Genomic DNA, 26,889 nt, shown 5'->3' on the forward strand with positions numbered 1-26,889 from the left:
AAGTGGCGGGCCCCTCAGCCCCGCGTGCGCAGACGCACCGTTCTGGCGATCCTCAGCGTTCTACTCGTGGCCGCTCTGGGAGGCCTGGTGTGGTGGCTGGCTGTGCTGACCCACCCGGTCGCCCCGCCTCCGCCGCCGGCTGACAGTGACACCAAGCCGCTGACCGCACTCGAGACCGCCGGCATCCTGTCACTGCTGGACAAGGAAAACGTTGGCGCGCACAACATGTCGGGGACTGTCACGGCCAACGGGCGGACTTTGGGTATCCAGTTGTCCTACTTGGCTGACGGGAGTGTGGGCAGTGGAACGCTCAATGCCGGGGGGATGCGCGGTGATGTGCTGATCCATGAGGGCGTGGTGTTTATGCGTGGGGACCAGGCGTTCTGGCATGCCCTCGGTGTGGGTGGTCCGGTGCCGCCGCCGCCGCACTGGGTGCTGTTGCCGGCGGACTTCCTTGGCGGGAAGGTGTTCATGGCCGCGCAGGCGTGGACCGCTGCGTTGCGGCCGACCCCGACGGCGCGACTGGAAGGCGACACTTACTTCAGTGGCCGCGAGGATGCGTCGGCGAAGGTCGGGGACAACGGGCTGTTGAGTATCCACGTCGGTGGGGTCAACGCTGACATCCGGCCCATCACGCCGGCGGAAGTCACCGGCCCTGCAACTCTGCTCGGTACCGACCGCGGGCCTGGAGTTCCGATGGGGCGCACACCGACAGGCGATTGGACGCTGCCTCCGGCCCCGGCCGGCGAGGCCGGGGAAGGGCCGGGTGCAACGCCGGCGCCTGGTGCTGAGCCACCCGATGGGAGCGCGGCGACGTCGACTGCTGCTGCACCGGTGCCGCCGAAAACCCCGCCGGCGTAAGGCATTGCGGCCGATTGTGTCGGTACCCACTGCCATCATGGCCTCACGGGCGCTGCGGGGGCGGTGTCGGCGATAGGGGGGGATCGGTAGTGGTCACGGAGTTGTCTGAGATGAGTGATGAGGACCAGAGGCTGGTCTGTCTGGCGGAGCAAGCCGTGGCTTTCGCCCGGGAGATGACGCAGCCGGGCCGGGCGGTGATCCTCGACGTGGAGACGGCCTGGATGTTCGGGCCGATCTGCGAGATCGCTGTCATCGACGTCTTTTCGGGGAGGCTCCTGCTGAACACCCTGGTGAACCCCGGTGTGGCGATCGACCCGGCCGCCTATGCGGTGCACGGGATCAGCGACAGTGAGGTCAGCGCGCCGGGTGTGCCCATGTGGTCGGCTGTGTTCGACCAACTCCGTGCGGTGGTGGCCGGGCGGGCGATCCTGGCTTACAACGCCGACTACGACCGTGACGCGATCTGGGCGGACTGCCACCGCTACGGCCTGACTGACCTGTGGGTGATGGACGCCGCCAACTGGGCGGACGTGATGGCCCCACGGTCGCACCACCGCTACCAGACCTGGTTTCTGAAGAACGAGGGCGGGCACCGGGCGGCCGGTGATGTCGCCACCACCCGTCGGCACCTGCTGGAGATGACCGAGCCGGCGCCGTGGCCACGGTGATCAACGACCAGGTGGAAGGGGACAGGGCATGCGGTACCGGGTGAAGGTCAACGAACTGCGCAATCACGAGGTGATCTACGAGGTGGACGCCGCCAATCCTGCTGAGGCGCAGAGCAAGGCGGCGATCGGCGACACCGTCAACGAGGTCGACACGGGGCGGTTCGAGGTCACCGATAGGTTCGTCGACGACGTCGAGGCGATCTCGTAGCGGCCTATTTGTAGCTGACGTCGCCGAAGTGCATGGGGCGTTCGAAGCCGTCGACCAGCCACTGATTGTTCTTGCTCAACGACAGTCGCAGCACCGTGCTGACTGTGTGGAAGGTGGTGGTGCTGGCCGCGGCTTTCGCGGTGACCAGCGCGGACACGGTGGCCCCGGGCTTGGCCTGGGAGGTGTCGATGCTGTTGTTGGCCAGCAGGATGGTGGTGACCTCGATTGAGGTGTACGGCGAGGCGGCGATCGGGGTGTCGGTGAAGTTTGCGGTGACGAACCTGCCCAGCACGCCGGGGTTGTTGGCCGTGTAGTAGGCGTTCATGAAGTCCTTCACCGACGTGCCAAGTGGGCCGCCGACTTCGGCGCCGCGGGTGTAGTAGGGGCCGACGGTGAAGTTGCGGGCCGTGTCATTGACCGGTTCGGGCCACTTGAGGGCCTTGAAGGTGCCCCCGGATTCCAGTGTGGTCACCCGAAAGTAGGAGCGGATCGAGGTCCCCGCCTGGGGCAGGATCACGGTGGCCCCGAATGTCCATTCCCACTCGCTCTGCTGGCCGGCCGGGGTCGCCGTGACGTCGGTCGGGTTCAGGAACAAGACCGTGAAGGGGTTTGAGTTGAGCTCGGGCTGGCCTGGCAGCGCGGTCATCGAGGCGAGCTTCTCGGCGTCCTTGGGATCCCCGGCCGCCCAGGTGAGCAGGAAGTTCTGCGCGAAGAACTGCGATTTGGTGTAGCTGTTGATCGCCGATTGGACATCGATGGGCCGTTGCGCCCTGGCCAGCAGCAGCAATCCCCCGGCCAGGACCAGAACCCCGGCCAGCGCGACCCAGGCGGCGCCGACAGTTGCGACGAAGCTCCACTTCGTGGCCGACTCGGTGAGCTCAAACTTCGGCTTGTGGACCCTCATGCGTTTTCCTCCCCGCCCTGACTGCGCTGACAAATATCATAAAGTTCAGTTGAAGCATCGGGCGGTCAAGACGCGGGGGAGTGCATGGGAACAACAGCGGCAGTGCACATGGATTCGCCGTCCGGCGGCGCCGGGACAGGCTTCTACGTCCACTACGACGGCGACCAGGTCGGCACGGAGCTGCAACGCATCATCGACCGGGACGGCTACATGCGGGCGTTCACCGTGTTCGAAGCCCAGGCGTCCAGGTTCTGGCGCGAGATCACCCCTGGCGTCGGCGACGAACTGCCTGAGTACGTGGCGAGATTCCCGCAGAACATCCCCGTGAGCCGAGCGGTGTGCGGCTACGGGGTGCTGTTCGTCGGGCCCGGGGAGCTCGAAGCCTCTAGGCGGCACACCGCGGTGAACCTTGGCGCCGATGGTGAACGCGCCTACCGCGTCAATGCGGCGGGACGCGTCAGCACCCTGCGCTAACCACCCCGGTTAATCCAGTCACGAAGGAGTAGAAGTATGGCCAATCCGCAATATCAGTGCGACAACTGCCATCTCCTCACCGACGACGCATCGGAGGCGGCGATGAACCCGATCCGGGACCTGCAGGAGCGGATCGAACCGGGCGGTGTCGTGCCGGCCGGTGAGTGCCCGCAATGCGGCGCGCTGATGTACCTGGTCGGGTAGTCCTAGAACATGGCCGGGGTGGTTGGTCTGCGCCGGCGAATGCTGACTGCTGGTGCGGGAATTGGGGGTCGCGGATGGTTCGGTATTGGTGTGGCATCGGCTGGTGGCCCGGCGTGTGTTTTCCTGCCGGTGTGGACTGACCGGACCGCTATCATAAAGTAAAGTTGAAACATCATCGGTTCGGTGAAGACATGAGGGACGACGTGGCCCATCCGGGAGAACCTGCAGGTGACGCCCTGCAGATGTCTGCTGCTGAACGTGCACGTCTGGACGCGCTGGTCGACGAACTGTTGACCAACCGGACCTTGTCCGATGACGACGCGGACGGTCTGATGGACTCGATGGTGGCGATCGTGGCCCCGCCGCCGGCGCCACCGGCGGCGGTCCCGGTTGTCGGTGATGGCGACACTGAAGCTGAACCGGACTGGGCGGCCGATCAAGCCCCCAGCATCGCCCAGGCGCCGCTGCTGGCGCCGGCGGGTGGCGGGGAGTCGTCGCTGTCGGGGGCGGGCGGTGCGGTCTACATGCCGGCGGCTGACCCCAGCCTGGCTGGGCCCGAGGACGACGACGATGAGGCGTACCCGTTGTGGCGGCCACCGCCGCGCCCGCCGGTTGAGGTGCCTGACGACGTCGCGGTGATCAGCCCGGTGGCCGAACCGGAACCTGTCGTCGTGGAAGAACCCCCCATGGCGGAGCGGCCCTATGGCGAGCCGGCGACACGACCGGGTGAGGATGGCCGGCCTACGCGCCCCTCGCTCAAGCAACGCTGGGCTGGCCTGCAGGGTTGGGTGAAGGTCGCTGCCATCGTGGGCGCAGTGGTGTCGCTGCTGGTGGTCCAGCAGATCCTGGGCGCGCATCGCTCGCGGCAACAGCCGGCGTTGGCGGGGCCACCGCCGGCTGTCGTTACTCCGACGGTGCAGCCGGGTGGTCCGGCGCCGGGACCTTTGCAGCCTGGGTGTGCGCCCAACTCTGCGTCGGGATGTCTGCCGGTGACTGCGGACTCGTGTCCCGGTGGCAGTTCCGACCCGAGCCTGGCATTCGGCTCGGATGCCAGTGCCGCGTGGATCTGTGGTCGGGTGCACAACATCGATCTGCAGCAGATCACTATCGAGTTTCCGCGGCCCGTCGTGGTGACGTCGATCCACGTTGTTCCCGGGTTTGCCTACGTCGAGCCGAACGGGCAGGACCACTGGTTGGAGCATCGGCTGGTCACCTCGATCAACTGGCGCGTCGGTGGTCAGCAGGTGATTCAGAACATCAAGCCGACCCGTGACGGCGCCACACTGGACCTGCCGCATGTGGCGACGCAGCGCATCGTCGGCACCATTTTGTCCAGTGAGCGCCCGCCGGCGGTCAACTCGCCGACGGGGCCGTTGCCCGGCATTCTGGGCGGGCCGGATCAAGCCAAGATCGACGAGTCGATCGCTATCAGCCGGATTGTTATCAATGGCTACCCAGCTGGGGCGACATAGGCTCATGTGGGTGCGGCGGTGACCACGGCCTCCACGCCTCGACATCGATACGACGGAAATAAAGGAGCACTGGTGGACCAGCAGTCGGTCAGCTATTTCCTCAATGGTCTGCGGTACTGGGGCCAGGAGAATCTCGACGCTGCCCGCGACACCTTTCAGTATTGCGTCGAGGAATTCGACGGCGCCCAGTGCGACCTGTACCGGGCGTTGGCGACATTGGAAGGTCGAATGCAGGAGCAACCTAGCCCGGCGCTGATCGAGCAGATCTATCAGACCATGCCGAGTTGGGGGCGCATGCTGGCTGCCGTCAGCGCGGAGACCGGAACGACCTACCCGACTGAGTTCTTCCCGATCAAGATCAGCATGGGTTTCCTGGATCTGAGTTTCGATTCCTACACCCGCACCGGGGTCCACATCGGGCGCTCGGCGATCCTTGCCGGCCAGGGGCGTTTCGACGAAGCGCTGCAGGTGATTAACGCCGCCCCGGCGATGACGCCCTTGGGCCAGCTGGCGACGTTGCTGATCTACTTCAAGGCGGCCCGCTGGCAAGACGTCATCGATCAGGCCCAGGCGCTGGTCAACCCGGTGCGATACGACGGTCACGACCAGTCGCTCGGTGAACCGGACTACTTCCTGCAGGCAATCGTCTACCTGCTCACCGGGATCAGTTACGCGCACCTGGGGAACTTCGTCACCGCTATCGAAAGACTGCGGACCGCCGACCGCAAGCAGGTGGGTTCCGACGGCTCCGAGTTCCATTACGCGGGTGTGGGGGCGGAGGCCTGCTACTACCTCGGGCTCATTGAGCGCGCCAACGGCGATGAGGACAATGCGCGTCTGTACTGGAACAGTGGGTTGGCCTACTTGCGGACCGACAAGCTCACCGAGGCTCTGTCGGATCCCAACGTGCGGTTGCGGCAGACCACCGCGGAGTTGATCAACCAGCGCAGCGCTTACTGGGATGTGCGAACTGAGCCTGATCTCAATGAGGTTCGCCAAGCTGAGCGTGCGGAGAATCAGTCGTCGATCTTGGCTGAGGCTGAAGAGGAACTGAACAAGCAGATCGGCATGGAGGAGGTCAAGGCGCAGGTCCGCCGGCTGAAGTCCAGGGTGGCGTTAGAGCAGGAGAAGGCTCGTCGCGGCCGGACCAGTCAGCGTCAAGCGCTGCACCTCATCTTCGCGGGCCCGCCGGGAACCGGGAAGACGACCATTGCCCGAGTTATCGCCAAGCTCTTCGCCGGCATTGGGGTGTGTCCGAAGGACACTGTCGTGGAGGCGTCGCGCGGGGATCTGGTGGGAAACCATGAGGGCGAGTCGATCAAGATGACCCGCGAAGTCATCGAAAAGGCTGATGGCGGAGTGTTGTTCATCGACGAGGCCTACGAGATCGTTCAGGCCCGCAACTCCGGGCAGGTCGACCCGTTCGGTACCGAGGCGATGACCGAGCTGATGCGCGAGATGGAGAACCGCCGCGACACTCTGATCGTGATCATGGCCGGCTACGAAGGCGACATGAATCGGCTCCTGGCCACCAACGACGGTCTGGTGTCACGGTTCCCGCGTCGCATCACGTTCCACTCCTACTCCCCGCAGGAGATCGCGGCGATCGCTGTGCGAGTGGCCGAAGATAGCCACAACATTCTTTCGGAGCAGGGTCGGCAGCTGTTCGTCGATGCGGCCCAGCGCCTGCAAGCCACCAACGCGGCCGGCAAGAAAATGCTCGACGTCGCCGGCAACGGGCGCTTCGTGCGCAACGTCATTGAGCTCGCCGAAGAGTTCCGCAGCGAGCGGCTGGAGAACGCCAACCTGCGAGCGCTGTCCGACGAGGAACTGGACCGTCTAGAGCCTGCGGACATTGAGCAGGCCATTCGCAAAGAGCTGGCCAAGCACAATCTGTCCGAGCAGCTCGGCGAGGAATCGTCGAGCATGCGAGCAGCGCCCGCGGCCGAGGAGTGGCCCGGGCTCAATGGGGGGGACGTTCACTAAATGCCGCGTTATCAGACGACCAAGATTCAGCTGTCGGGCTATCGGATGCTGGTCCGCCAGATCGAGCAGGCGTTCAGCAGTCGCGCGACGTCGCGGCTGACGTCGCCGTTGTCGCAGCAGACATTGACGTTCATCGTCGGTGGTTTCGTTGCGATGCTGATCCCGGCGGCCGGATTGTTCATGTCGTTCTTCGCGCCGCGCGCCGACCAGAACGGCGCCAGCATGATCATCACCAAATCCGGTGGCATGTATGTGATGTACGACAGTGAGCTGCATCCGGTGACGAACCTGGCGTCGGCGCGGTTGATCGTGGGCAAGGCCGATACGCCGAAGGTGGTCAAGGACAGTACGTTGGCCGGACAGCCGCGGGGGCACCTGATGGGGGTTCCGTCGGGGCCGAACAATCTGTCGCAGCGTTTCGACGAGACGGCGAAGTGGACGGTGTGCGATCGGCATACCGACGAGACGGACTTGTCGCTGACGACGTCGAACAGTATGACCACGACGCTGTTTGCGGGCACAGACTCGATGTCGTCCTCGGTGACCCCGATGCCGCCCAACGATGCGGTGATCGTGAAGCTGGCATCTGATCCCAAGCAGTTGTGGTTGATCAACAAGGGGTCTCGGGTGGGTGTGGGGGCCCAGGACATGGCGACCCGGTCGGCGCTGGGGATTTCTCCGGAGCAGGCTGCTGACGCGATCCAGATTTCTGAGGGCCTGTTCAATGCGATCCCGGCGGCGCCGGCGTTGACCACCCCGTTTATCGCCAACCGTGGGCAGGTCAATCCGGCGCTGCCGCAGGTGCTTAACGGTGACGTGATCCTGACCAGTTCCGTCGATGGGACGCGGCAGTATTACGCGGCGTTGGAGGCGGGTGTCCAGCCGATCAGCGAGTTCGTCGCGCAACTGTTGGTCAACACCGGCAGTAACCAGATCACTTCGATGGACCGTGAGTCACTGGCCGCTGTTCCGCTGGCCAGCGATATCGATGTCGCTCGTTACCCCGACCGCGCACCGACGTTCCGTTCACCGCATGTGCTGTGCTGGTCGTGGGAGCGTGACGCCAAGGCGTTGAGGGCCACGACGACGGTGCTCAGCGGAGAGTCGCTGCCGGTGAGTCCGGAGAAGGCGAATCAGGTTGTGCAACTGCTCAAATCGAGTGGCTCGGTGGTGACGGCGTCGGCGTCGTTGATGACACCGGGTAAGGGCTGGTTCGTGCGGGTGACGGGTGCGTCGCCGACGTCGCACGCTGATGAACAGTTGTTGTGGATCGACGACACGGGGGTGCGGTACTTCATCGGCCCGGACGAGGACGGCAAGTATGACCGGCCGGTCCACGCGCTGGGCATCGGGGGGCGTGACCCGTTGCCGATCCCGTGGCAGATCGCCAAGCTCTACGCGCCGGGCTCGACGTTGTCGAAGCAGGCCGCGATGACCTACCACGAATTGTTGCCTGACGACCTGCATCAGAAGGCGGTCACCGACCGTACTACGCCGCTGGCCGGCGCGGACCATGTTCCGGGGTGATATGCGCGCCGAGCGTGGGGATGACAGCGTGAAACCGGCTACGACACAGGGGGAATGAGCCGAACATGGCCACAACTACCATCAAGACGCCGCCCCGGCAGATTCCGGAGCTGAGCAACGCCACGATCGACGTCCCACCGCCGGATCCGCTGCCCGAGCAGAAGAAGGGGCCGCTGATTCTGCGGCTCGCGCCGCTGCTGATCGTCGGCATCATGCTGCTGTTCGTGGTGATGATGTTCGCGACCGGCGCCGGTCAGATGTCACCGCGCATGCTGATGATGCCGTTGGGCATGATGATGATGTCGATGGCCTACCTGGGCACCGGCGGTCACGGTGGCGGACCGATGACCGACATCGACTCCACCCGCAGCAACTATCAGCTCAAGCTGCGGGAGCAGCGCACTATCGCGCACCATGTCGGTGAGGGAATCCACCGGCTGCACACGATGACCTACCCGCATCCGTTGATGTTGGCCTCACGTGCCGGTCTGCCCGGTATGTGGTCGATTCGGCCGGGGGACTCCAAGCTGTTGCCAGGCAAGCAGGAGAAGGACGCGCCGGAAGCGTTGCGTGCCTGGCTCACCAGCAGAATCGGTGTGGGTATCACGAAGTTGCTGCCGAGCATCGTTGAGCCGGGGACCGAGATTCCAGAGCGCCTCGAGCCGGTGACCGCTGGGGCGTTCCGGCGGTTCCTGCGCACGCAGAAGTTCATCACCAACTGCCCGCTGGGGATCAGCTTGGCTGAGCAGGAGGCCTACAGCTTCCGGGGTGACCCGGCCGCGACGCCGGAGGCTGCGGCGAAGTCCGTTGCGAACACTCTGGCGCTGGGTCGGGCGATGGTGTGCTCGCTGGCCTATAACCACTCGCCCAACGATCTGGCGATTGGGATCATCTGCGAGGCCGGCGTGCGGTCGCGGTGGGACTGGATGAAGTGGTTGCCCAACAACCAGGACCCGCGGCGTAACGACAAGGCCGGTTCGGCGCGTTACGCATGGGAGTCGGTGGCTGAGTTCGTCGCCGACACGGGGTCGTCGGCGAGCGAGGGAACGCACCTGATCGTGTTCGTCGACACCCCGAGCCACGATGTGTCGCTGCCTCCTGGGTGGACTCGGGCGCAGACCACGTTTGTCGTACTCAATGCTCCCAGTGAGTCGTTGACGAACAAGCAGGGCCGCTTCCATGTGTCGGCGAACGGGGAGTTCGCGACGCCACGGCAGATGCGGTTGGCTCACGCTGATGCACTGTCGGTGACCCAGGCGAGGGTGATTGCCCAGAAGATGAGCCGGTTCCGGCCGCCGAATTGGTCCCGCGACGACCGCGGTGGCGATGTCGAGGTGTCGGGCACCAAGCAGAGCTACTTCGACGTGCTGGGAATCAAGGACCTCGAGACATGGGACCCCCGGGCGCAGTGGGAGGCTAACGCGATCGACTCTCACTTCGAGATCCCGGTCGGCTTCGTGCACGACGGGAAGTCGGTCACCTCGGAAGTGTTCAAGATGGACTTCGCTGAAGCGTCGTTGCGTGGCACCGGCCCGCACGGCGTTATCCAGGGTATGACGGGCTCCGGCAAGAGCTTCCTGCTGATGGGGCTGGTCGGGTCGCTGTGCACGACGTTCGGGCCCGACAAGATCAACCTGATCCTGATGGACTTCAAGGGCGGGACCGCATTCCGGCGCTTCGAGCGGATGCCACACGTGACGGCCAACATCAGCAACCTCGATAACGCCGCCGATCTGGTTGCCCGCACCGGTGTTGTCCTCGAGGGCGAGATCCGCCGGCGCGAGCTGCTGATGGATGAATACGACTGCAAGGACATCGTCGAGTACCGCAAAAAGCGGGCCAAGAACCCGGACAAGTTCCCGCCGCTGCCGGAGCTGTTCGTCATCATGGATGAGTTCCGGGAGTACATGCAGATGAACCCTGATGTGCTGCGGGTGTTCATCCGGATCGGTACGGTCGGGCGTGGTTGGGGCATCCATGTGTGGCCGTGCTCGCAGGTGGTGGATATGACGCTGCTGCGTGATCTTCAGAACCACATCACCTTCGGTATCTCGCTGCGGGCCAGCGACACTGGCAGCTCGCGTGGCGTGATCGGTACCGACGAGGCGGCATCGTTGCCGATGGGTGAAGGCCAGGCCATCGCGCTGCGCAAAACCCGCAAGAACCCCGACGACCCCGAGCGGGTGCGCTTCCAGGGGTTCAACGTCGAGCAGCCCTACATCGCGCCGACCCGGGAGGCGGCGAAGCGTCACGAGGCTGCGTCGCGGGGCGCCGGACGCAAGGACCGCCTGTCTGATTTCACCCTGCAGAACGCATTCAGTAGTCATGAGGATGTCGAATCCGACGCGAAGCGTGGGGAAGTCGCGCCCATCGTGGGTGATCTCGACGACCTGCCGAAGATGAAGGATGCCCTCATCGATCGGATCGGGCAGTTCCAGGACATCAAAGCATTGCAGCTGTGGCAACCCACTCTGCGGGGACCCATCAGCTACGCCGACGTGAAGGTGGCCCCTGCGGGATCGCAGCGCCTGGAATTCCAGATCGGTATCACCGACGCGCCGTTCGAGCACGCCCGTGTGCCGTACGTGATCCGGCCGGAGGACTCCGGGGCTCACATTCGCATCGTGGGACAGGCCGGGTCTGGTCGGTCAACGGCGGTCGAGGCGATCATTGGTGGTGCCGCACAGGCATATTCGCCGCAGTTCTGCTCGTTCTACATCATCGACTACTCCGGGGCGAAACTGTCGGAGATGGCGGAAATGCCCAACGTCGGTGGGTACACCCAGAAGATCGACGAAGACGCGATCAACCGGTTCATCGGAGAGTTCTTCCGAGTGCTGGCGATCCGTGAGAGGGAGTTCGGGCGGCGCCGGGTGGCCACACTCGACGATTACTTCGCCGACCGGGCGAAGGCTCCGACCGAGGGGGACCCGTATGGACACATGTTCCTGGTGTTCGACGGCTTCACTGGGTACCTCGCCGACAACGAGGGCGCCAAGGAATCACTGCTGCGACTGCTGGAAGGCGGTGCCCGCTACGGACTGCACGTGGTGGTGACTGCGCAGGCCAACGCAGAGATCCCGATGAAGATGCACCGGTTCTTCGGCACGACCATCCACCTGGCGGTTCAAGACCCCAACGAGTCGTTCGTGACCGGCGCGACCAAGGCCATGGTGGTCGGCCTGCCCAGTGATCAGCCGGGCCGATGCATCGACTTCACCCGGATGCTCGAAGCCCGCATCGTCGTTCCGCAGTTCGAGGCCATCGAGGCCATCGGCGAGGAACGCGGCATGGCCAAGTACGACAATCGAGCCAACTACTCGGCGGGAATCGGGCGTTTCGTGGCCGCAATGCAAGCACGCTACCCGGAGCCGGAGCGGCGCGCCGTGCAGGTCCGGCCGGCGCCGCCGAAGATCGACTACCAGATCATCTGGGATCTTTACCACGGCTACGCCCAGCAGATCGCTGCGTCGACGCCGCAGGTTCCTGGTCGGCGATTCGCGCTGGACCGGCATCTGCCGTTCGCGATCAGCACCGAGGACCTGCGGGTGATCACCGTGCCCGATCACACCTCTCCGCACCTGCTGGCCGTCGGGGATACCAAGTCGGGCAAGACAACCCTGCTGCGGGCCTTGATCAACTCGGTCGTGCAGCAGTTCACCCCCGAGGAAGCTCAGATAGTGATCATCGAGTCGCGCTATGACCTGCTCACCGAGCAGGAGAAGCTCGCCGAGAATGGCTATCTGATGGCCTACGCCGACAAGAACTCGTTGCCCGATGCTGTCGCCAAGGTGAAGGAGGCTATCGAGCCGCGGTTCCCGAGCCTCGACCAGGGCGCGCAGCTCTCGGCTGAGGCGGTACGCAACCGCAGCTGGTACACCGGCCCGGAGGTGTTCGTCTTCGTCGACAACGTGTTGTCGTTCACCGGTGCCGGGTTCTCGGTCAATTCCCCGCTGGATCCGCTGCTAGAGCTGATGTCGCGCAACGACCTTGGCTTGCACGTCTACGCAACGGGTCCCGCGCAGGGATTCGGAGGTATGCGGCAGACGAACAAGCTCTACAAGGCGCTGGGAGAGGCCAACAGCACCACGTTGATGCTGTCCGGTCCGGCGGCGGAGGGCACCATCTGGCCTAACAGTGGTATCAAGTTCGCCCTGCGTCGTCCTGGGCAGGCAGCGGTCGTGGATCCGATGGACATGAAGCCCGAGGTCGTGCAGATCGGCTTGGCGCGGCCCTGGGACGAGGACAACGTCCAGCGGTAGCCCACGGTGCGCTGACGGCCCTCGTTATGCCACCACGCTCGTGCGGGTGAGATAGCGGGGGCCGTTGCAGCTGAGGCGGATTGGTTAGGCGCTGACCGGTGTCGGTTCGCCGGCGGCGTTGGCTTCAGCGAGACGACTGTAGAGGACCTGGGCGTAGCGGCCTGCGTAGTTCTCGATGACGTCGAGGTACTCGTTGAGCTTTGCGATGTCGCCGTCGTCAATGTCGAACTCATAGAGGTGCAAATGCCGGCGTACCAGGTCCGCGTTGTCGGCGTCGAGCGTGGACATCATGTGGTTCACGCCGTGGTAGCGGGCATGGTTGATCTCGAACTCGCTGGGCGGCTCAGGATCGACGTCGGGGATGTAGGCGGGTAGGTCGATGACGGTGAGCTGCCCCTTGGTGAAGCTGCCACCAGTTTGTGAATCCCGTCGCGACTCGTCGATGATTTTCACGGTTTGCCCGGGCATTCGATGTTTGACGATCAATGTCAGGTGCTTATCGGGTTCTCCGGGAATGGATTTGGTATCTAGGTCGACCTCGAAATTCTTGGTGGTGTCATCGAACGTGCGCGCCCATCGGATGCGTCCGGAGGTGAGGCGGGCGTAGCCGGGCTCGGTGCTGCGATGGACGTAGACGTACTGACTGCGGTTGGTCAGCGCCCAGAAACTGGCGTGCGGCGCCTCGGCGTTCGCCCACACCGTGGAGTCCTTGGTGAGGAATCCACGGCGCGACAGTTCGGCGAAGTCGATGAAGCATTGCGACAGCACACCCGCCTCTGCGCCGGCCGGGCTGGCGTAGATGTATGCCTTCATGATGCCGAGAGTAAGACGTGGATAACCACGTCTTCGGCCGCGACGCGGCGAGGTGGGGCTTTTCTCGGGCCTGGGCTGCGGCAGGGCTTCGGTGGCGGCGGGGGGTAGCGCTGACCGGGTTATGTACACGGCGCGCAAGCTAGGCCGGGGCCGGGGCCGGGGCGGGTGAAGGTCAGGGACCGCGGCCAGCCTGTGGCGGGACCAGGGCCGCAGTGGGGGAGCGGTGGTGCATCAACGGTGCAGGCTGAGGGCGGTGTGGCAGTCCACGGGCTGGGCGCACGCGGGGGCAGGGGATGGGGGTGTGCCGGGGCGCAGTCAGGGGCGCGAACGTGGAGGGCAATAGCCTGCGGGCTGTTGTCTCGGGCCGTATCGGGGGAGGCCTCGGGGACGTTTCGGGTCAGGGCCTGGCCGTGGGCGGCCCGTGGGCGCTGGACCCCAGCAGGCGGGCCGTTTGTGGGGCATGCACCGACGCGGTCTTGCGGTGCGCCGCACAGGGCGGTACGGCTCGTCAGACCGGTGGCGGGGTTCAGTGGCCGGTGTCGATGCGACGCCGGAGATCGTATCGTCGGCCGCGACTGGGGGTTGAGGGTTTGCCTGGGCCGGCCCAGGGCCCGGCGGGCGAAGACGTGCTATGCCCGGCGTATTCCGTCCGACTGGAGCTGCGCCGAGGGCCGGAGGCATTAGGCGGCGAAGTTTTCGGGGTCGGCATGTTTCGCCGCTCAAATCGGCTTTGTGTGCGTGTTACTTTCGCGATAACCCCAGATAGTTGGGTGTGTCGGGAGCAGTTAGCTGACGCAAGGGGACCAAGGGAATTCGGGAGGGAATCTCATGATGACACTGCTCTACCAGACCATGTCGCTGCTGGCGAACGCCCCGTCCGGATCGGTGCGTGTCCTCGCAGACATCAGCAGCGCCGGCGACGGCACCTCCAACGGGGCGATCATGAGGATAGTCCTCAAGGGCCAAGCGATCCTGTGCATCGTGACCACCGGCTGGTTCGGGTGGAAGGTCTTCGGCGTCTACACCGAGAAGTCCGGAGGGCAACCCTCAGGCCCGGGCGGTGGTGGCGGTGGCGGTGGCGGACAGAAGAAGAAGCTGGTCGATGAACTGACGCACTTCGCGCTCGCGCTGGGCCTGATCGTGTCGGCGTATCCGATTACCGACATCGTCTTGGATGTCTTTGGCGGGCTGATGAACTGACGAGCCCACAAGGACTAAAAAGGGGGGTTGGTGAAGGCGTTTCGCGTGTTCAACGATGTCGACCAGGTCGATGTCGAATGGACGATCCTGGGACTGCGGTGGCGGATGCCGTCGATGATCTGCCTGATCGGCGCACTGCTGTTCGGCGTGATCGTCACGCGCGCGGTGTCCTACTGGGTGGGTGTGCCGATCGGTGTGCTCGGGGCGCTGCTGGTAATTCGCCTGGTGGGGGCGGTCAACGCCATGGACCCCGGCGGGCACTTGCATGAATTCACCCAGTTGGGCCTTCTTCTACGAACTTGGGCTCGACCTGTGATCGACAACTCTGGGAGACGTTGATGGGCGACTACTTTCCTCGAATCACCCGCCGGATAGGCAATCTCATCTACAACAGCGACGGAACGGTGTGGGCGAACTACCTGCTGCGCGGGATCAACACCGACCCCTACCAGCCCGGCCGCATCGAGCAGTGCCAGGACGCCAACGCCGCACTGTTCACCGCCCTGTCACGACTGCACGCCGCAGACTTCCTGCTGCTGGGCATCAAAGCCCAAACCCCAGCGGATCTGATCATGGAGCGCGCATCTGCCGGCATCCCCGGCTTCGGGGAACCGGGCCGCTACCCGGCGCTGCTGGCTCAGTACAACGCCCTGTACGCGCGGATCAACGCCGGTGAACTCGCTGAGTATCAACGGATCTACTGGCTGTCGATCGGCCTGCCGACTCATCAGTCCCTTCGCGACAAGATCTTGTCCTCGGTCGCCATCATCGACCCTCACCAGCGCGTCGACGAGCGCATCGTCCGCTCCCTGGAGAAGCAGTATTTTGAGGCGCTACCTCGACAATTCCGGCCGATCCGCACAACGCCGGCCCACGTCCGATGGGTGTTCGACCGGGCCCGCCAGCGCGCCATCACCGTTCCAGAGCTGCCGCCTGCCGAGGCCGACCGCGCAGTCATCGATGACAGTCCAAGCTCGTTCGCGCAGATCGATATCAACAAGAACGCCGATACGGACGCTCTACTGGATGACTTGGTCGACAAGGTCGCCGACGGCGAGCCGTCGGTCGACCCGTCGGGGAAGAGCCGCGGCTGGGCAGGAGTGCTGCGCGACAATTTCGACAGCACACGCTGGGGGCGGATGCTGTCGATCGCCAACGTCGAGACCCGCAACGCGGATTTCCCCAACGGCTACACCAGCTATCAGGTGCAGATGGGGATTGCGCAGTATCCATCGGTCGAGGGGTTCGACATCAACGCCTTCACCTACTTGGTCGACCAGGAGATCGGCTGCGACGCCGACTTCGCTCTGCGATTCCACTTCGACCAAGAGGTTCTGACCAAACGCGGGATGCGCAAGGCAATGAAGGAGCTCAACGCCGAAGCCAACGCCAACATCACCGACGAGTTCGACGGTGAGGAGTTCGCCGACCGCCGCGGCGAGATGCGTAACTTCCGGCACACCGCGAAATCCGAACGCGACCCGCGCGGGATGAAGGTCGCCGTGATGTTCAGCTTCGCCCATCAGAACCGGCCATTCCTGGAACAGCGAATCGCCGAACTGTACGCGCACTTCGTCAAACACGACTTCACGCCGTACCTGCCGGTCGGCGGCCAGTTCGACATGTGGCAGGCGATGATGCCCGGATCCAGCTGCCCGCCGGTCGTCGAGCAGATCAAGCAGACCACCACTGCGCGCCTCTTCTCCTCCTATATTCCGGTGCGGCGCACGGTCATCGGTGATGCTATCGGGGTTCCCATCGGGATCAACGAGGAGAACGCGCTCGGCCAGATCGTGCACTGGGACATCTTCAACGCCTCAGACAAGGGCAATGCGTCGGCGACGGTCTCCGGGGCGAAGAACAAGGGTAAGTCGTACCTGATCAAGGAGATGCTTGCCTGGTTGATGGATACCGACTGCTACGCGCACGTCATCGACCAGTCCGACCATGGCGAATATATGGTGTTCGCCCAAACGCTGACCAGCACCGAGGTGATCGATGTGTTCGGCGGTGTGGACGCGCTTGGCCATCGGGTTTCGATGGATGTGCTCAAGTGCTGCGCTCCGGACGTTGCGGCGTGGCTGTTTCTGGACCTGTGGTTGCCGCTGCTGGGGCTGGAATCTGATTCTGAGGCCGCGACATTGCTGTCGGCGACCGTCGAGCCGGGGTACCGAAAGAGCTTCGGGATCGCCTCGACCCGGGCGCTGATGAACCACCTCGAGCACGCGGTTGTCGGCGACGCAGCACGAGAGTTGGCCCGCAAGCTCAATTTCTGGGCGCGCCAGCCCTACACCCACGCTTTCATCGATCCGATCATCGACGGGGCGGTTCGCGAGCACGATCCGTTCAACGCGAGCGCGCATGCGGTCGTGTTCCGGACGCACAAGCTCAACGTGCACCGCGGCGAGAACTCGAAACCCACCGAGCCGCAACGTTTCGCGGCGATGGCGTACACGGCGGTTGCGCGGCTGACCACTCTTCGGTTCGGTGGCATCAAGGAGCCCTGCGCCCTGGTGGGTGACGAGATGCACTTCCAGAAGGGCTCGGATGTGCTCTTGGAGTTGATCGAGCGTCCCGACAGGGTCGGTCGGCGTGCCAACAACTTCTTCATCGCCGGGGCGCAGCTCGCCAGTGACTTCGATGAGCATTACCGCCTGGTGAAACGCAAGGTGTTGTTGGGTCAGGAGACGCGTGCCAATGCCGCTGAGGCCCTGGCCTATGGTGACATGCCGCCCACCGAGCGGCTGGTGGACAGAATGGTTACGGACACCTCGCCGCTGGATCCGGACAACAACAACATGCCGATCCCGTCTCGAGCGGGGGAGGGCTGGTACAACGACGGCAACAACATCGGCAGGTTCAAGGGCCTGCCCCAGCTGTTGGCTGCTCGCCGGAAGTACGCCGACACAACTGCGTCGCGCGTCATCCGGGAAACCGACCTTCCCGGCGCGGTGGCCGAGGTGGCTGTCGGGATGCCGCGATGACGGTGCCAGGCGGAGCCGCGCCGGCGGCGGCCGGCGCTTTCGACGCTGATGATGTGGGGTCGATGTTCATCGGCTGGTTGAACCTCGTTGACCGTGACGGCGGGAAGCTGGCCAATTACCGGCTGAATCTGAACTCGTCGGCGTTCAGCCTCATGTCTCAGCTGTGCGGGATGCTGGCCGACTTCGGCTACCTGGTGTTCCTGGTGATCTCGGCGCATGCGGTGGCCCTGATCAACGCGATCTTGAACCCGGACGCGTGGCTGGAGCCGCTCTCGAATGTCTACGGGGCGCTCACGGGGCGGGTCTACGAGGTGATCCCACCAGTGGTGCTGGCGATGGGCGCCTTCAGTCTCTTGGCGTTCAACGTCTTCATGCGGCGCGGCTCGGCCGGTTCGGCAGTGCAAGTCAGTAAGCGGCAGTGGGATCGGATCTGGGCGGGGATCCTGCTGCTCGGGGTTGTCGCGGTGCTGGCATCGAACCCGTTTCGCCTCATCCGTGAGGTGCTTGGTGTTGTGCTGGCGGTCGCGGGATGGCTGACCGCCAGTGGTGACGCGGGTGTCGGCGAGCGGGTGAACACCGCGATCACCGACTCGGTTCGAGCATTGACCTTCTTGATCAACTATCGCGGTGACCTCAGTGGCGAATGCGCCAAGGCGTGGTCAAAGGCGATGAATGCCGGCGGGTCCAACCCGAGTTGCCTGACGCACCAACAGCTGGCCGGTGCTCACCCGACCCCGGCGAATGCGCTGGCCGCATTGGTGGCGGTGGGATTCGCGGTGGGCTTGTGCTACTTCGCCGTCGTGGTCACGCTGCACATTCTCAACCAACTCGCTCTGACCGTCATCTACCTCACGGGGGCGGTGTATGTGGCGGTGGTCGCCATGAACAAGCGGCGGGCCTTTGACCCCCTGTCGCGGACCTTGGCTCGTTGCGCCACGCACGCGCTGTTCGCGCTGGGGTTGTGGCTTGTGGCCGGGGTGGGGCCGAGCTGGCTGATCTATCTGGTCGTGTCGGTGGCGCATTTCTTGCCGGCGTGGCTGCAGATCGTGCTGATGGGGGTTGCCTACTACTACACGGCGAAGTGGCTGCGGGTGCTGCTGGCCAACATGGAGACAGTGCTGAAGTTGTTCCGCGACCGGGTCGAGGGGTCGAAATATTGGACCGCGATGTATGCGAACAACCAGACAACCGTCTTGGGCACGGCGGTGGAAGGCACGTTCGATCAGCCCAAGCAGTGGGCGGTGGATCAGTATCAGCGCCTGCGTCAGTACGTGAGTTCCGCGGGCGAAGCAGGCAGTGAGAAAGGAGCCGCGATGGCCTCGGTTCAACCGATGATCGTGGCGGATACCCCTGAATTTCGGGCAGCCACTGATCGCGCCGACACATATAACCCCAGCGAGGGGGAGCGGACACCGGTTGGAATCACGGGCGGTGACATCAGTGCCCCGTCTGTTCTGGGCCAGGTCATCGACCATCGCGGCGCCACGGCAACAGATCCTGCCGACAAGGTGGTTGTCGTTACGGCAGATGGTGGGACGCTCATCGGTCGCCCGGGTACGCCTGCTGACCTGATCTCCCCGTCCCCCCAGGGGGCCGGCGGGCTGATGCCGATCTACTTCCGTGGGGGTATCGGGCAGGCCGCGGCGCCGTTTGCGCTTGTGCAGGGTGACCCCGCGGTGTCGGCGCCTGCGGTCGGCATGCCGGTGCTGGCGCCCGACACCGGGCAGCAGGACTCTTTTGACAGCGCCATCTCGCAGTATTGGCGGCATCTCGATGCCCTGGGTACGCGGATGAAGGCCGAGGTCGCGGCGCTAAATGGGCGCCCGGCACCGGGCCCGGATGAGGTGGCGGTGGGATCGGCCACTTTCGGCACGGTCGAGTCCATGCCGCCTGTAGCGTCAACCAGTCGAGCGGTCCCGGCGAGATCAGGGATTCGGGAGTTTCGGTCGCTACTAGATCCTGCGGCGCGTACTCAGCGCTTGGCGCATAATCGCAACCTGTTGCGGGCCCGCGGCGTGGCGGCGCCGGTGACGATCTCTGATGAAGATGAGTCGGCTGAGCAGCTGGTGTTTGTCACCGGTCCTGACGGAAAGAATCGGATTGAGCGGCGAAACGGAGTGGGTTTCGGCGATGCTATTTGACCGGAACCCCCCACGCATCTGTAAACTTCACCGTAAGAATGACTCCCTATGCCGGAAGCGGGAAACTGATGGTTAAATTCGACTCCTCGCAGACCGACCCCGCCGAGGTCGAGAAGCTGCGTGACGCCTTCGTCGCAGGCCGCGCGGCGGGCGAGCCCGCGGCATCAACCAGTGAGAAGGCCCCCCCGGCCGGGGGTTCGACGACCAGCGGGGGCGCGGCCGCACCGACTGCCGACCGAGGCGACACGCCCAAGGCGGCCACTGGAGCCGCCGCCTCGGGCAGTGGTCCATCTCCTGCGGCGCAGGGCTCCGGTAAAACCGGTGACTCGGCCAAACCCGCCGGAGCTGCTACGACGGGCAGCGGTGCCACCGCGCCACCCCCGGCGGAGAAACCTGCCAAAGACGGTCTTCACTCTGGCGACGCCGCTAAGTCCGCACCGAAGCGGCCCGACAGCCCTTCAGTCAGTGACAGCCCATCGGCCTCGGCGCCCTCGTCGAGTGGCCGCCACGGAGCCAGCGTCCCACCCCTGACCGGCTCAGAAGGAACCGCCAGCGCCGGTCGCGAATCCGCGCCTTCGGCTCAGCAGACCACCCCATTGACTCCTGTTCCCAAGCAGACCAGCCCGACGACCGACCGAGGTGCCTCAAGCGAGCGAGTCCACTTGGGCCGCGAGATGCAGGACGCCGCCCGGACTGTCGAGATCCGGCCGACCCAGCCCTCTACCGGACCGGAACCGCGACACGGTGCATCCATCGGTGGAACCACCCCGCCGCCGGCGCCGGCGTGGCCGCAGCGTCAGGCGCCGACACCGCCTCCTCCTGCGCCGACGCCTCCTGCTTCGCCGGCCCCGCAAGCGGCTCCGCCGCCTCCACCTCCCCCGGTTCAGCAGACGCCTCCGCCCGCTCCGGCTCCCGCCCACCACACGGACCCCGACCGGCCGGCATGGACGCCCTCACCCGCCGCATCGGCAACCAGCGATCAACTGCACCGACCATTTGAGCCGCCGCACATCAGTGCTCCGCCAATCGCTTCGCCGCCGACCTTTGCCGCTGGACCGACGGTCCCCACCCCCGCACAGAATGTTCCGCCGGAGGTGGCTGACTACATCCGTCAGCTCGAGGAGCGCGCGGGCATGGGATCGGCAGGGGCCCAGCATCTGACTGGCCCCGCCGCGGGCTACTCGGACCGGGTAGAGGTCTCAGAAACCCTCTACGCCGAAGAGCGAGCACTGCACGCCAGTGAGGGCGAATTCATGGTCAAGAGCGGTCGCCGGGAAGGGCCTCAACAGGGCTGGCGGTCGGTCATTTCACGGGTGGGCATCCCCATCGGCAAGGGTGCCGCTGAAATCGAGTACGACCACGACATCACCAAGATCAACAAGCGCCTCCGGTACCGCAAAACGGTGGGCGTAGTGGCCTTCAAAGGCGGTGTCGGCAAGACTTCGATGACCATGTGCTTGGCCTCCACGGTCGCCGCGCACCGGCAGGACGGCGGCGTCGTCGCCGTCGACACCGTGGCGCGCGGGTCGTTGTGCCTGCGGGTGCCGGGAGAGCAGCCGGCGGGCGGGAGCGTCCAGGCGCTGGCTCAAGATCAGAGCCTGCATTCCATCAGCGATGTTCGCGCGCACTTGATGAGCAACCCTCACCGCCTTTCGGTGCTCGGTTCGCGCCGGGAGCTCATCAGCGAGCCCCTGATGCCGGAGGACTACCTGCAGGCGCTGGAACAGCTGCGGCGTCACCATGAAATCGTGTTCGTCGACACCGAGCCCTCTACGGCGACTCCGTCCTACGACACGATCATCGAGAGTCTCGATGCGCTGATCCTGGTGGTCAGTCCGACCCGTGACAGCGCGGTGCCCGGGCGTGAAGTGTTGCCGTGGCTGAGGGAGCGTGGTCTGACCGAGTTGGCCAGCCGGACCATCGTGTTGCTCAATCACCAGTCGCCGGCCAAGCCGCTGATGAGCGTAGATGCGATCACCAACCACTTCCACAACACGGAAAAGGTTGAGCTGCTGGAGATTCCCTACGACCCGCACATTGCGGAGGCCGGGCCCATCTCCTTGGCACTGTTGGACAAGGCAACTCGCCGCTGCTTCGTCAAGGCCGCCGCGATCCTGCTGGACAAACTGCCCGCCAACTGATCCGGCGTTCGATGGGGCGGCGGCCGAACGTGAAGCGCCGCCGCGCTGAGCCGGTCACCGACCCAGCGCACAACTGACGAAGAGGGGGAACCGACAACCATGGCACCGGTGACAGACCGTGAAGAGATCGCCAACGATCTGCTGGGCCGCCTGACCGAGCTCGACAACCTCAAGGCCGCCTTGGAGGACAAGCAGCAGGCCGTCGAAGCTGTGCGCCAGGAGGAAGAGCGGGCCCGCGAACAGTACGAGGCTGCAATCGACGCCATGCTGGCGACCGGCTGGGCGACGCCTGCGGGGCTGCAGGCACAGGGCCACGGCTCCACGCGGCGCCGGGGACCTGGACGGCGCAAGGCCGCGGTAATCGATCCGGCCGCAAGCCAGCTGGAGACGAACAACACGAGCCTGGCTCAGGCCGCTCGATAACCGAACAGCAGCAACGACATTGAGTGAGGACTGATGGTTGGGACACAGCAAGTCAACTGCCGAGTGCAGGTCACGATCCCGGGCCACGTCGTGGACGTACCGTTGCCCAGTCATCTGCCGATCGCCGATACGATTGCCGAGCTGATCCCGTATCTGATAAAGCACTTGGACGCGAAGAACAAGGACACCAGCTGGCTTCGTGATCCCGACGCTTACTGGCACCTCACCACGTTCGGTGACCAGCCGCTTGACGAGGAGAAAAGCCTCGCCGAGGAGAAGGTCCTCGACGGCGACCGACTCTTCCTGACCAAGACGGACCCTGGCGAGAAATACGCTCCCCTCATCGACGATGTTGCCGAGTCGATCACCTACTACCTCAAACGGCACTTCCCGTCGTGGGATTCACCTTTCGCCAGGCGCATTTCACTGGGCATGGTGCCGGCCGTCGTCGCGCTGATCTGCGGGGCAACCGTCATATGGGCTGACACCCAGCAGCCGGGCTGGGCGCTTCGGGCAGCCACAACCGCAGCCATGGCCTCCCTCGGATTGATCTGCGCCGCAGTCGCTGTCGTGCTTGTGCGCACCGCGCGAGACGACCGGTACAAGACCGTGCCGGTACCGCTGATGATGACCACATATCTGCTGAGCGCGAGTGCTGCACTGGTGATCACCCCGCGGCCGCTGGGCATCTACCAACTCGTTGCCGCCGGATCGGTGCTTCTGGTGCTGTCGGTCTGCCTGTCGGTGGTGACCAGAGAGCACCTGCGAATGCACAACGCGGTCACCGCTGGATCCCTACTGGTCTTGCTCGTCGGATTGCTCAACACCATCTATCGCAGTCCTACAGCGGTAATCGGAACACAACAGATCGCGCTGGCGTTCGCGCTAATCCTCATCTCGCCGCGCCTGGCATTGGCTGTCGCCCGGATCTCGCTTCCCTACGTGCCCGCCACCGGCGAGCCGTTCATGCGAGGAGACGGCGCAGGCAACCTCGATGCCGGATCGCTGCCGCGTAACGAGAAGTCGGGAAACAACTCGTCGATCTTCAATCAGGAGCAGCAGATCCTGACCGCCCGAGCCTGCCGCATCGGCCTGATGATCGGCGCACTGACGGTAGCTGTGGCCACGAGCTGGATCGTCGGGCGCAGCCTCGACAACCACGAATGGGTGATCTGGACGTTCATGCTGGTTATCGCGACCTGCTTGATCTCTCGCGGTAAGAGCACCGACGACGCGTTCGAGCAGGCGATCGTGCTGATCGCCGGTGCCAGCGTCCTAGGGTTGTTTGGCGCCGGTCTGCTGACCGACCCGAATTTGACCGAAGACAACGCGATCCGCGGCGCGATGGCGTTGGGGATCCTGGCGATCGGCATGTTCGTCGCCACCATCTTCGCGATCCAGGAACGCCGCATCGTGAGCCCTATCGTGACCAAGGCCATCGAAGTCTTCGAACGCATGCTCTTCTGGACCCCACTGCCGTTCGTGATCGTCGCGATGGACCTGTACAGCAAGGCGCGGGCGCGCTGATGACTGCTGCTCTGGTGCGACTGCTGAACCTGGTGTGCACCTGCATGCTGGTCGCGGCCCTGTCCTGGGCGCCTCCCGCGCAGGCGATCGCACCGCCGGAGATCAACTTGGCCACCGACATCGCCCCACCGGACGGAGACCCCGCCCCAGCCCTGGACATGAAGCAGAACACCGTCTGCGCGACCTCAGCGGTGCTGGCCGACTCGCAGTTCGACGTGATCCCTGCCAGCGCGGTGTTCGGAGTCAGCGAACTGCACAAGTTCGCGCGCGGCGACGGCCAGGTCGTGGCGGTGATCGACTCCGGTATTCAGCCGGTGTCACGACTGCCGCGACTTCGCGGCGGCGGCGACTACATCATGAGGGGCGACGGCCTTTCTGATTGCGACCACCACGGCACGCTGATCGCCGGCATCATCGCAGCTGCGCCCTCGCCGACCGACGGCTTTGTCGGAGTGGCCCCCGGCGCTGAGATCGTCTCGATCCGTCAGACCAGTGCCGCGTTCACCGAAGATACGCCCCCGCAGGGCTACAGTGACGCCGATCGCTCCGCCGCCAACCTGATGGCGCTGGCCAAGGCGATCGTGCACGCGGCGAATCTGGGTGCGACCGTGATCAATCTGTCGATCACCGCCTGCGTGGATGCCGGGAGCCCTGTCGACACCCGGGCGCTGGCAGGCGCGCTGTACTACGCCGCGGTGGTCCGCGATGCGGTGGTCATCACGGCCGCGGGCAACACCGGCGGCCAAACCTGCCAACCCAACCCGGGATACGACCCGGCCAATCCTTCGGATCGACGCAACTGGGATGGCGTCAGGTCGGTCTCATTGCCCAGTTATTACTCGAACCTGCTGTTGTCGGTCGGCGGCACCACCTTGACCGGCGACCCCTATGTGAACTCGATGCCCGGCCCCTGGGTCGGGGCGGCCGCGCCAGCCATGAACATCGTGTCCCTGGATCCCACCGAGCCCAGGCCGGGCGCTCTGGCCAACGCGGCTCTGGTCAAAGGTGCCCCGATACCGTTGAACGGCACCTCCTATGGCACCGCCTATGTGGCGGGGTTGGCGGCGCTGATCCGGGAGAAGTATCCGCACCTGTCGGCGCGGCAGGTGATCAACCGGATCTTGTCCACCGCCCACACGCCGGCCGAAGGGCTGACCAACACCCTCGGCGCCGGACCCATCGACGCGGTGGCCGCGCTGACGGCTGACGTGCCGAAGGGGGACACCGTGGCAGCCGGGGTGCCCAGTGTCGCAGCACCGGAGCCGACACCACCGCCGCCGCCGGACAACACCGCCCGCGACGTCGCCCTGGGGACTTTCCTGGCAGCCGCGGCGATCCTTACCGTCATCGCACTGGTCGTATTCGCTCTACGCAGATCGGACAACGCATGAGACGAGATCGCCGCTGGGGCATTCAGTTCGGTACCGCCAACGTGTGGTTCCTGGCCACTGCCGTGCTGATCGCAGTGATGGTCGCTGCACTGCTGAAGCTCGACGACCAGCAGATCGTAGAAGTCGGGGGCGCGACTGCAGGCGTCGCGGTGCTGACCGGGGTTATCGCCTACCGGTCACGAACCCTGTTGGGCTGGCTGGGGCGTCGGTTCACCTATAGGCGTGGCGCACATGAGCCCATCAGTGTGTACTCGACGTCGGACGTGGGGCACACCTGGGATGGGCGTCAGGCCAGTGTGTACATCGCGTTGCGTCCGCAGCCATACGAGGTCACCGTCATTGGATCCGAGGACGAGTCGACCATCCGCTCGATCCCGATCGACGCGATCCGTGAAGAACTCACCCAGTTCGACATCGCCTGCGACCACGTCAGTGTGTTGACGTTCGCGCACAAGTACGTCGACACCTCCCAGGCGGCGACCATTGCCCACACCGCGGTGGGCCCGATCGGTGCCATGCTCTACGGCAGCACAGTGCTGGAAGTCAGTGTGGCGCTGGACGGGTCCTTGGACAGTGTGTATGCGCGGCAGAGCACCAACGGTGTTGCCGTAGGCCTCAGCCGGACCGTAACCGTTGCGGCCGATCGCATCCGCCGGCGGCTGCAGAAGCTGGGCTGGAATGCCCTGCTGCTCAGTCGGGCCGAGCTGGAAGCCTTCCAAGAGAAGGTCGGTGCGGAACTGATCGAGCAGGTGGACAACGAGCACTGGGGCTCCTGCGGTGCCTCCGCCATGCAAGCATCGGTGTTCACCCCGGCCAGTTCAGCGTGGACATCGGGAAACTACTCTGAGTGGCTCAAGCTGAACACCCATCGCCACCTCGAGGTCCTGCGTCTGACCCGCCAGCGCGACGGCAGCGACCACGCCGAGCTCTACCTCGGCTACCTCAACAATGATCCTGCTGCCCTCAAAACCGTGCGAGCCACCGGGCTGCGTCGTGAGTATGGCCAGCAGGCCGCCATCTTGACCGCGGCCATCCCGGGGCTGCGCACCGCACCGACCTCCGCGGTTCCCGGCAAGTCGTTTTCCCGTGACGAGGAGTTCCCGGTTCCGCTGCAGGCCGGGGGAGTGGGAACCTTCGTTGGGCTGACCAAGACCCGCGCACAGGTGTTCGTCAACTTCTCGGTCGGCAGCGACCCCTTCTACCTGATTGCCCCGGGCGCACTGTGCCAACAGCTGCTGTTGCGTTTGTCCACCAGTGGCCTGAGCATCAACATCGATATCCCCGGGGATGAATGGAAAGCGTTCGCCCGCAGCATCGGCGCCAGCTACGGGCAACGCCCCGAAGCTGACATCGTGTTGAGCACGCAGGAAGGCCTGGCCCGTCAGTCCCGGCCCACTCAGGTGCGGCTGGTCTGGATGACCTCCCAGCCCCGGCGGCTTGAGTACGGCATCGTGGCCGGCCCCGATGAGTGTCTGTTGACCACGCCCGCTGGACAAACCCGGTACCGGTGGCTGGTGTCGAACGCGGAGGAAGCCATCTTCACGGTGCGCGCGCGGGAGCCTAAGGGCCGTCACGCCGCGCCGAGCCATGCGACAGCACCTGGCCGCTGAAGTGTTGCGGCCGCCGGGCGGTAGCTGCTTCACAGACGGTCTGCGCATATCGGCGCGCGGCTCACTGGCGTGACGAGTCGACAATGTGGGCCA

General features: G+C 64.9%; 20 protein-coding genes. 18 read left to right on the top strand and 2 right to left on the bottom strand.

Annotated features, from left to right (window positions below; genetic code table 11):
- Positions 1-66 precede the first annotated feature (66 nt).
- From DQP56_RS00670 to DQP56_RS00680, 3 genes are all read left to right on the top strand, one after another.
- Positions 67-861: a hypothetical protein gene (locus tag DQP56_RS00670; RefSeq protein ID WP_085266166.1), complete on the top strand. Its 795-nt coding sequence runs from the start codon at positions 67-69 to the stop codon at positions 859-861.
- 110 nt (positions 862-971) lie between these two features.
- Positions 972-1,529, top strand: a complete 558-nt coding sequence (locus DQP56_RS00675) for a 3'-5' exonuclease (protein WP_085266165.1) — start codon at positions 972-974, stop codon at positions 1,527-1,529.
- 28 nt (positions 1,530-1,557) lie between these two features.
- Positions 1,558-1,737 carry a hypothetical protein gene (locus tag DQP56_RS00680; protein WP_085266164.1) on the top strand — a complete coding sequence of 60 codons (180 nt, stop codon included), beginning with the start codon at positions 1,558-1,560 and terminating at the stop codon, positions 1,735-1,737.
- 4 nt (positions 1,738-1,741) lie between these two features.
- Here DQP56_RS00680 and DQP56_RS00685 read toward each other — a convergent pair whose 3' ends face one another.
- Positions 1,742-2,641, bottom strand: a complete 900-nt coding sequence (locus DQP56_RS00685; RefSeq protein WP_085266163.1) for a conjugal transfer protein — start codon at positions 2,639-2,641, stop codon at positions 1,742-1,744.
- A gap of 84 nt (positions 2,642-2,725) precedes the next feature.
- Between DQP56_RS00685 and DQP56_RS00690 the strand changes: the two genes are divergently transcribed.
- The 6 genes from DQP56_RS00690 (at position 2,726) to DQP56_RS00710 (ending at position 12,566) form a co-directional block, all read left to right on the top strand.
- Entirely contained in the window at positions 2,726-3,115 is a 390-nt protein-coding gene (locus tag DQP56_RS00690; RefSeq protein ID WP_133055979.1) for a hypothetical protein, read from the top strand.
- 36 nt (positions 3,116-3,151) lie between these two features.
- Positions 3,152-3,319, top strand: coding sequence for a hypothetical protein (locus DQP56_RS24545; protein WP_165759259.1), 168 nt, complete (start codon positions 3,152-3,154; stop codon positions 3,317-3,319).
- A 242-nt stretch (positions 3,320-3,561) separates the two neighbouring features.
- Positions 3,562-4,791: a hypothetical protein gene (locus tag DQP56_RS00695; RefSeq protein ID WP_133258864.1), complete on the top strand. Its 1,230-nt coding sequence runs from the start codon at positions 3,562-3,564 to the stop codon at positions 4,789-4,791.
- 72 nt (positions 4,792-4,863) lie between these two features.
- On the top strand, positions 4,864-6,777 hold the full coding sequence (locus DQP56_RS00700) for an AAA family ATPase (RefSeq protein WP_085266160.1): 1,914 nt from the start codon (positions 4,864-4,866) through the stop codon (positions 6,775-6,777).
- On the top strand, positions 6,778-8,304 hold the full coding sequence (gene eccB / locus DQP56_RS00705) for a type VII secretion protein EccB (RefSeq protein ID WP_085266159.1): 1,527 nt from the start codon (positions 6,778-6,780) through the stop codon (positions 8,302-8,304).
- A gap of 65 nt (positions 8,305-8,369) precedes the next feature.
- Positions 8,370-12,566 (top strand): FtsK/SpoIIIE domain-containing protein, encoded by a 4,197-nt coding sequence (locus tag DQP56_RS00710; RefSeq protein WP_112683165.1) that lies wholly within the window; start codon positions 8,370-8,372, stop codon positions 12,564-12,566.
- Between the two features lie 84 nt (positions 12,567-12,650).
- Here the strand turns inward: DQP56_RS00710 and DQP56_RS00715 are convergent, their stop codons facing one another.
- Complete coding sequence (locus DQP56_RS00715) at positions 12,651-13,379, bottom strand: hypothetical protein (protein WP_085266157.1); 729 nt, start codon at positions 13,377-13,379, stop codon at positions 12,651-12,653.
- A gap of 828 nt (positions 13,380-14,207) precedes the next feature.
- On the opposite strand from DQP56_RS00715, the gene DQP56_RS00720 reads away from it, so the two are divergent.
- From DQP56_RS00720 to DQP56_RS00765, 9 genes are all read left to right on the top strand, one after another.
- Complete coding sequence (locus DQP56_RS00720; protein WP_085266156.1) at positions 14,208-14,579, top strand: hypothetical protein; 372 nt, start codon at positions 14,208-14,210, stop codon at positions 14,577-14,579.
- A 30-nt stretch (positions 14,580-14,609) separates the two neighbouring features.
- Entirely contained in the window at positions 14,610-14,918 is a 309-nt protein-coding gene (locus DQP56_RS00725) for a hypothetical protein (RefSeq protein ID WP_085266155.1), read from the top strand.
- Complete coding sequence (locus tag DQP56_RS00730) at positions 14,918-17,563, top strand: putative type IV secretion/conjugal transfer ATPase (protein ID WP_085266154.1); 2,646 nt, start codon at positions 14,918-14,920, stop codon at positions 17,561-17,563. The genes DQP56_RS00725 and DQP56_RS00730 overlap by 1 nt, the downstream gene beginning before the upstream one ends.
- 62 nt (positions 17,564-17,625) lie before the next feature.
- Complete coding sequence (locus tag DQP56_RS00735) at positions 17,626-19,704, top strand: hypothetical protein (protein ID WP_085266153.1); 2,079 nt, start codon at positions 17,626-17,628, stop codon at positions 19,702-19,704.
- A 1,094-nt stretch (positions 19,705-20,798) separates the two neighbouring features.
- Positions 20,799-21,845 carry a MinD/ParA family ATP-binding protein gene (locus tag DQP56_RS00745; protein ID WP_085266151.1) on the top strand — a complete coding sequence of 349 codons (1,047 nt, stop codon included), beginning with the start codon at positions 20,799-20,801 and terminating at the stop codon, positions 21,843-21,845.
- A gap of 108 nt (positions 21,846-21,953) precedes the next feature.
- Positions 21,954-22,268, top strand: a complete 315-nt coding sequence (locus DQP56_RS00750; RefSeq protein WP_133055976.1) for a hypothetical protein — start codon at positions 21,954-21,956, stop codon at positions 22,266-22,268.
- A 33-nt stretch (positions 22,269-22,301) separates the two neighbouring features.
- A complete protein-coding gene (gene eccD / locus DQP56_RS00755; RefSeq protein ID WP_085266149.1) occupies positions 22,302-23,795 on the top strand; it encodes a type VII secretion integral membrane protein EccD in 1,494 nt (497 codons plus the stop codon).
- Entirely contained in the window at positions 23,795-25,186 is a 1,392-nt protein-coding gene (gene mycP, locus DQP56_RS00760) for a type VII secretion-associated serine protease mycosin (protein WP_085266148.1), read from the top strand. The genes eccD and mycP overlap by 1 nt, the downstream gene beginning before the upstream one ends.
- The gene (locus DQP56_RS00765) at positions 25,183-26,796 is read left to right on the top strand and encodes a type VII secretion protein EccE (RefSeq protein WP_085266147.1); all 1,614 of its coding nucleotides are present in this window, start codon (positions 25,183-25,185) and stop codon (positions 26,794-26,796) included. Before mycP ends, DQP56_RS00765 begins: the two co-directional genes overlap by 4 nt.
- The last annotated feature ends 93 nt before the right edge of the window (positions 26,797-26,889 follow it).

The organism is Mycolicibacter senuensis, from assembly GCF_003284925.1.
GTDB classification, from domain to species: Bacteria; Actinomycetota; Actinomycetes; order Mycobacteriales; family Mycobacteriaceae; genus Mycobacterium; species Mycobacterium algericum_A.

What these genes read in the sequence shown, in the direction of transcription:
- DQP56_RS00685 (WP_085266163.1), bottom strand. Translation starts at nt 2,641, where the DNA reads ATGAGGGTCCACAAGCCGAAGTTTGAGCTCACCGAGTCGGCCACGAAG.
- DQP56_RS00695 (WP_133258864.1), top strand. Translation starts at nt 3,562, where the DNA reads ATGTCTGCTGCTGAACGTGCACGTCTGGACGCGCTGGTCGACGAACTG.
- DQP56_RS00715 (WP_085266157.1), bottom strand. Translation starts at nt 13,379, where the DNA reads ATGAAGGCATACATCTACGCCAGCCCGGCCGGCGCAGAGGCGGGTGTG.
- DQP56_RS00690 (WP_133055979.1), top strand. Translation starts at nt 2,726, where the DNA reads ATGGGAACAACAGCGGCAGTGCACATGGATTCGCCGTCCGGCGGCGCC.
- DQP56_RS00730 (WP_085266154.1), top strand. Translation starts at nt 14,918, where the DNA reads ATGGGCGACTACTTTCCTCGAATCACCCGCCGGATAGGCAATCTCATC.
- DQP56_RS00765 (WP_085266147.1), top strand. Translation starts at nt 25,183, where the DNA reads ATGAGACGAGATCGCCGCTGGGGCATTCAGTTCGGTACCGCCAACGTG.
- DQP56_RS24545 (WP_165759259.1), top strand. Translation starts at nt 3,152, where the DNA reads ATGGCCAATCCGCAATATCAGTGCGACAACTGCCATCTCCTCACCGAC.
- eccD (WP_085266149.1), top strand. Translation starts at nt 22,302, where the DNA reads ATGGTTGGGACACAGCAAGTCAACTGCCGAGTGCAGGTCACGATCCCG.
- DQP56_RS00675 (WP_085266165.1), top strand. Translation starts at nt 972, where the DNA reads ATGAGTGATGAGGACCAGAGGCTGGTCTGTCTGGCGGAGCAAGCCGTG.
- DQP56_RS00735 (WP_085266153.1), top strand. Translation starts at nt 17,626, where the DNA reads ATGTTCATCGGCTGGTTGAACCTCGTTGACCGTGACGGCGGGAAGCTG.
- DQP56_RS00720 (WP_085266156.1), top strand. Translation starts at nt 14,208, where the DNA reads ATGATGACACTGCTCTACCAGACCATGTCGCTGCTGGCGAACGCCCCG.
- mycP (WP_085266148.1), top strand. Translation starts at nt 23,795, where the DNA reads ATGACTGCTGCTCTGGTGCGACTGCTGAACCTGGTGTGCACCTGCATG.
- eccB (WP_085266159.1), top strand. Translation starts at nt 6,778, where the DNA reads ATGCCGCGTTATCAGACGACCAAGATTCAGCTGTCGGGCTATCGGATG.
- DQP56_RS00680 (WP_085266164.1), top strand. Translation starts at nt 1,558, where the DNA reads ATGCGGTACCGGGTGAAGGTCAACGAACTGCGCAATCACGAGGTGATC.
- DQP56_RS00710 (WP_112683165.1), top strand. Translation starts at nt 8,370, where the DNA reads ATGGCCACAACTACCATCAAGACGCCGCCCCGGCAGATTCCGGAGCTG.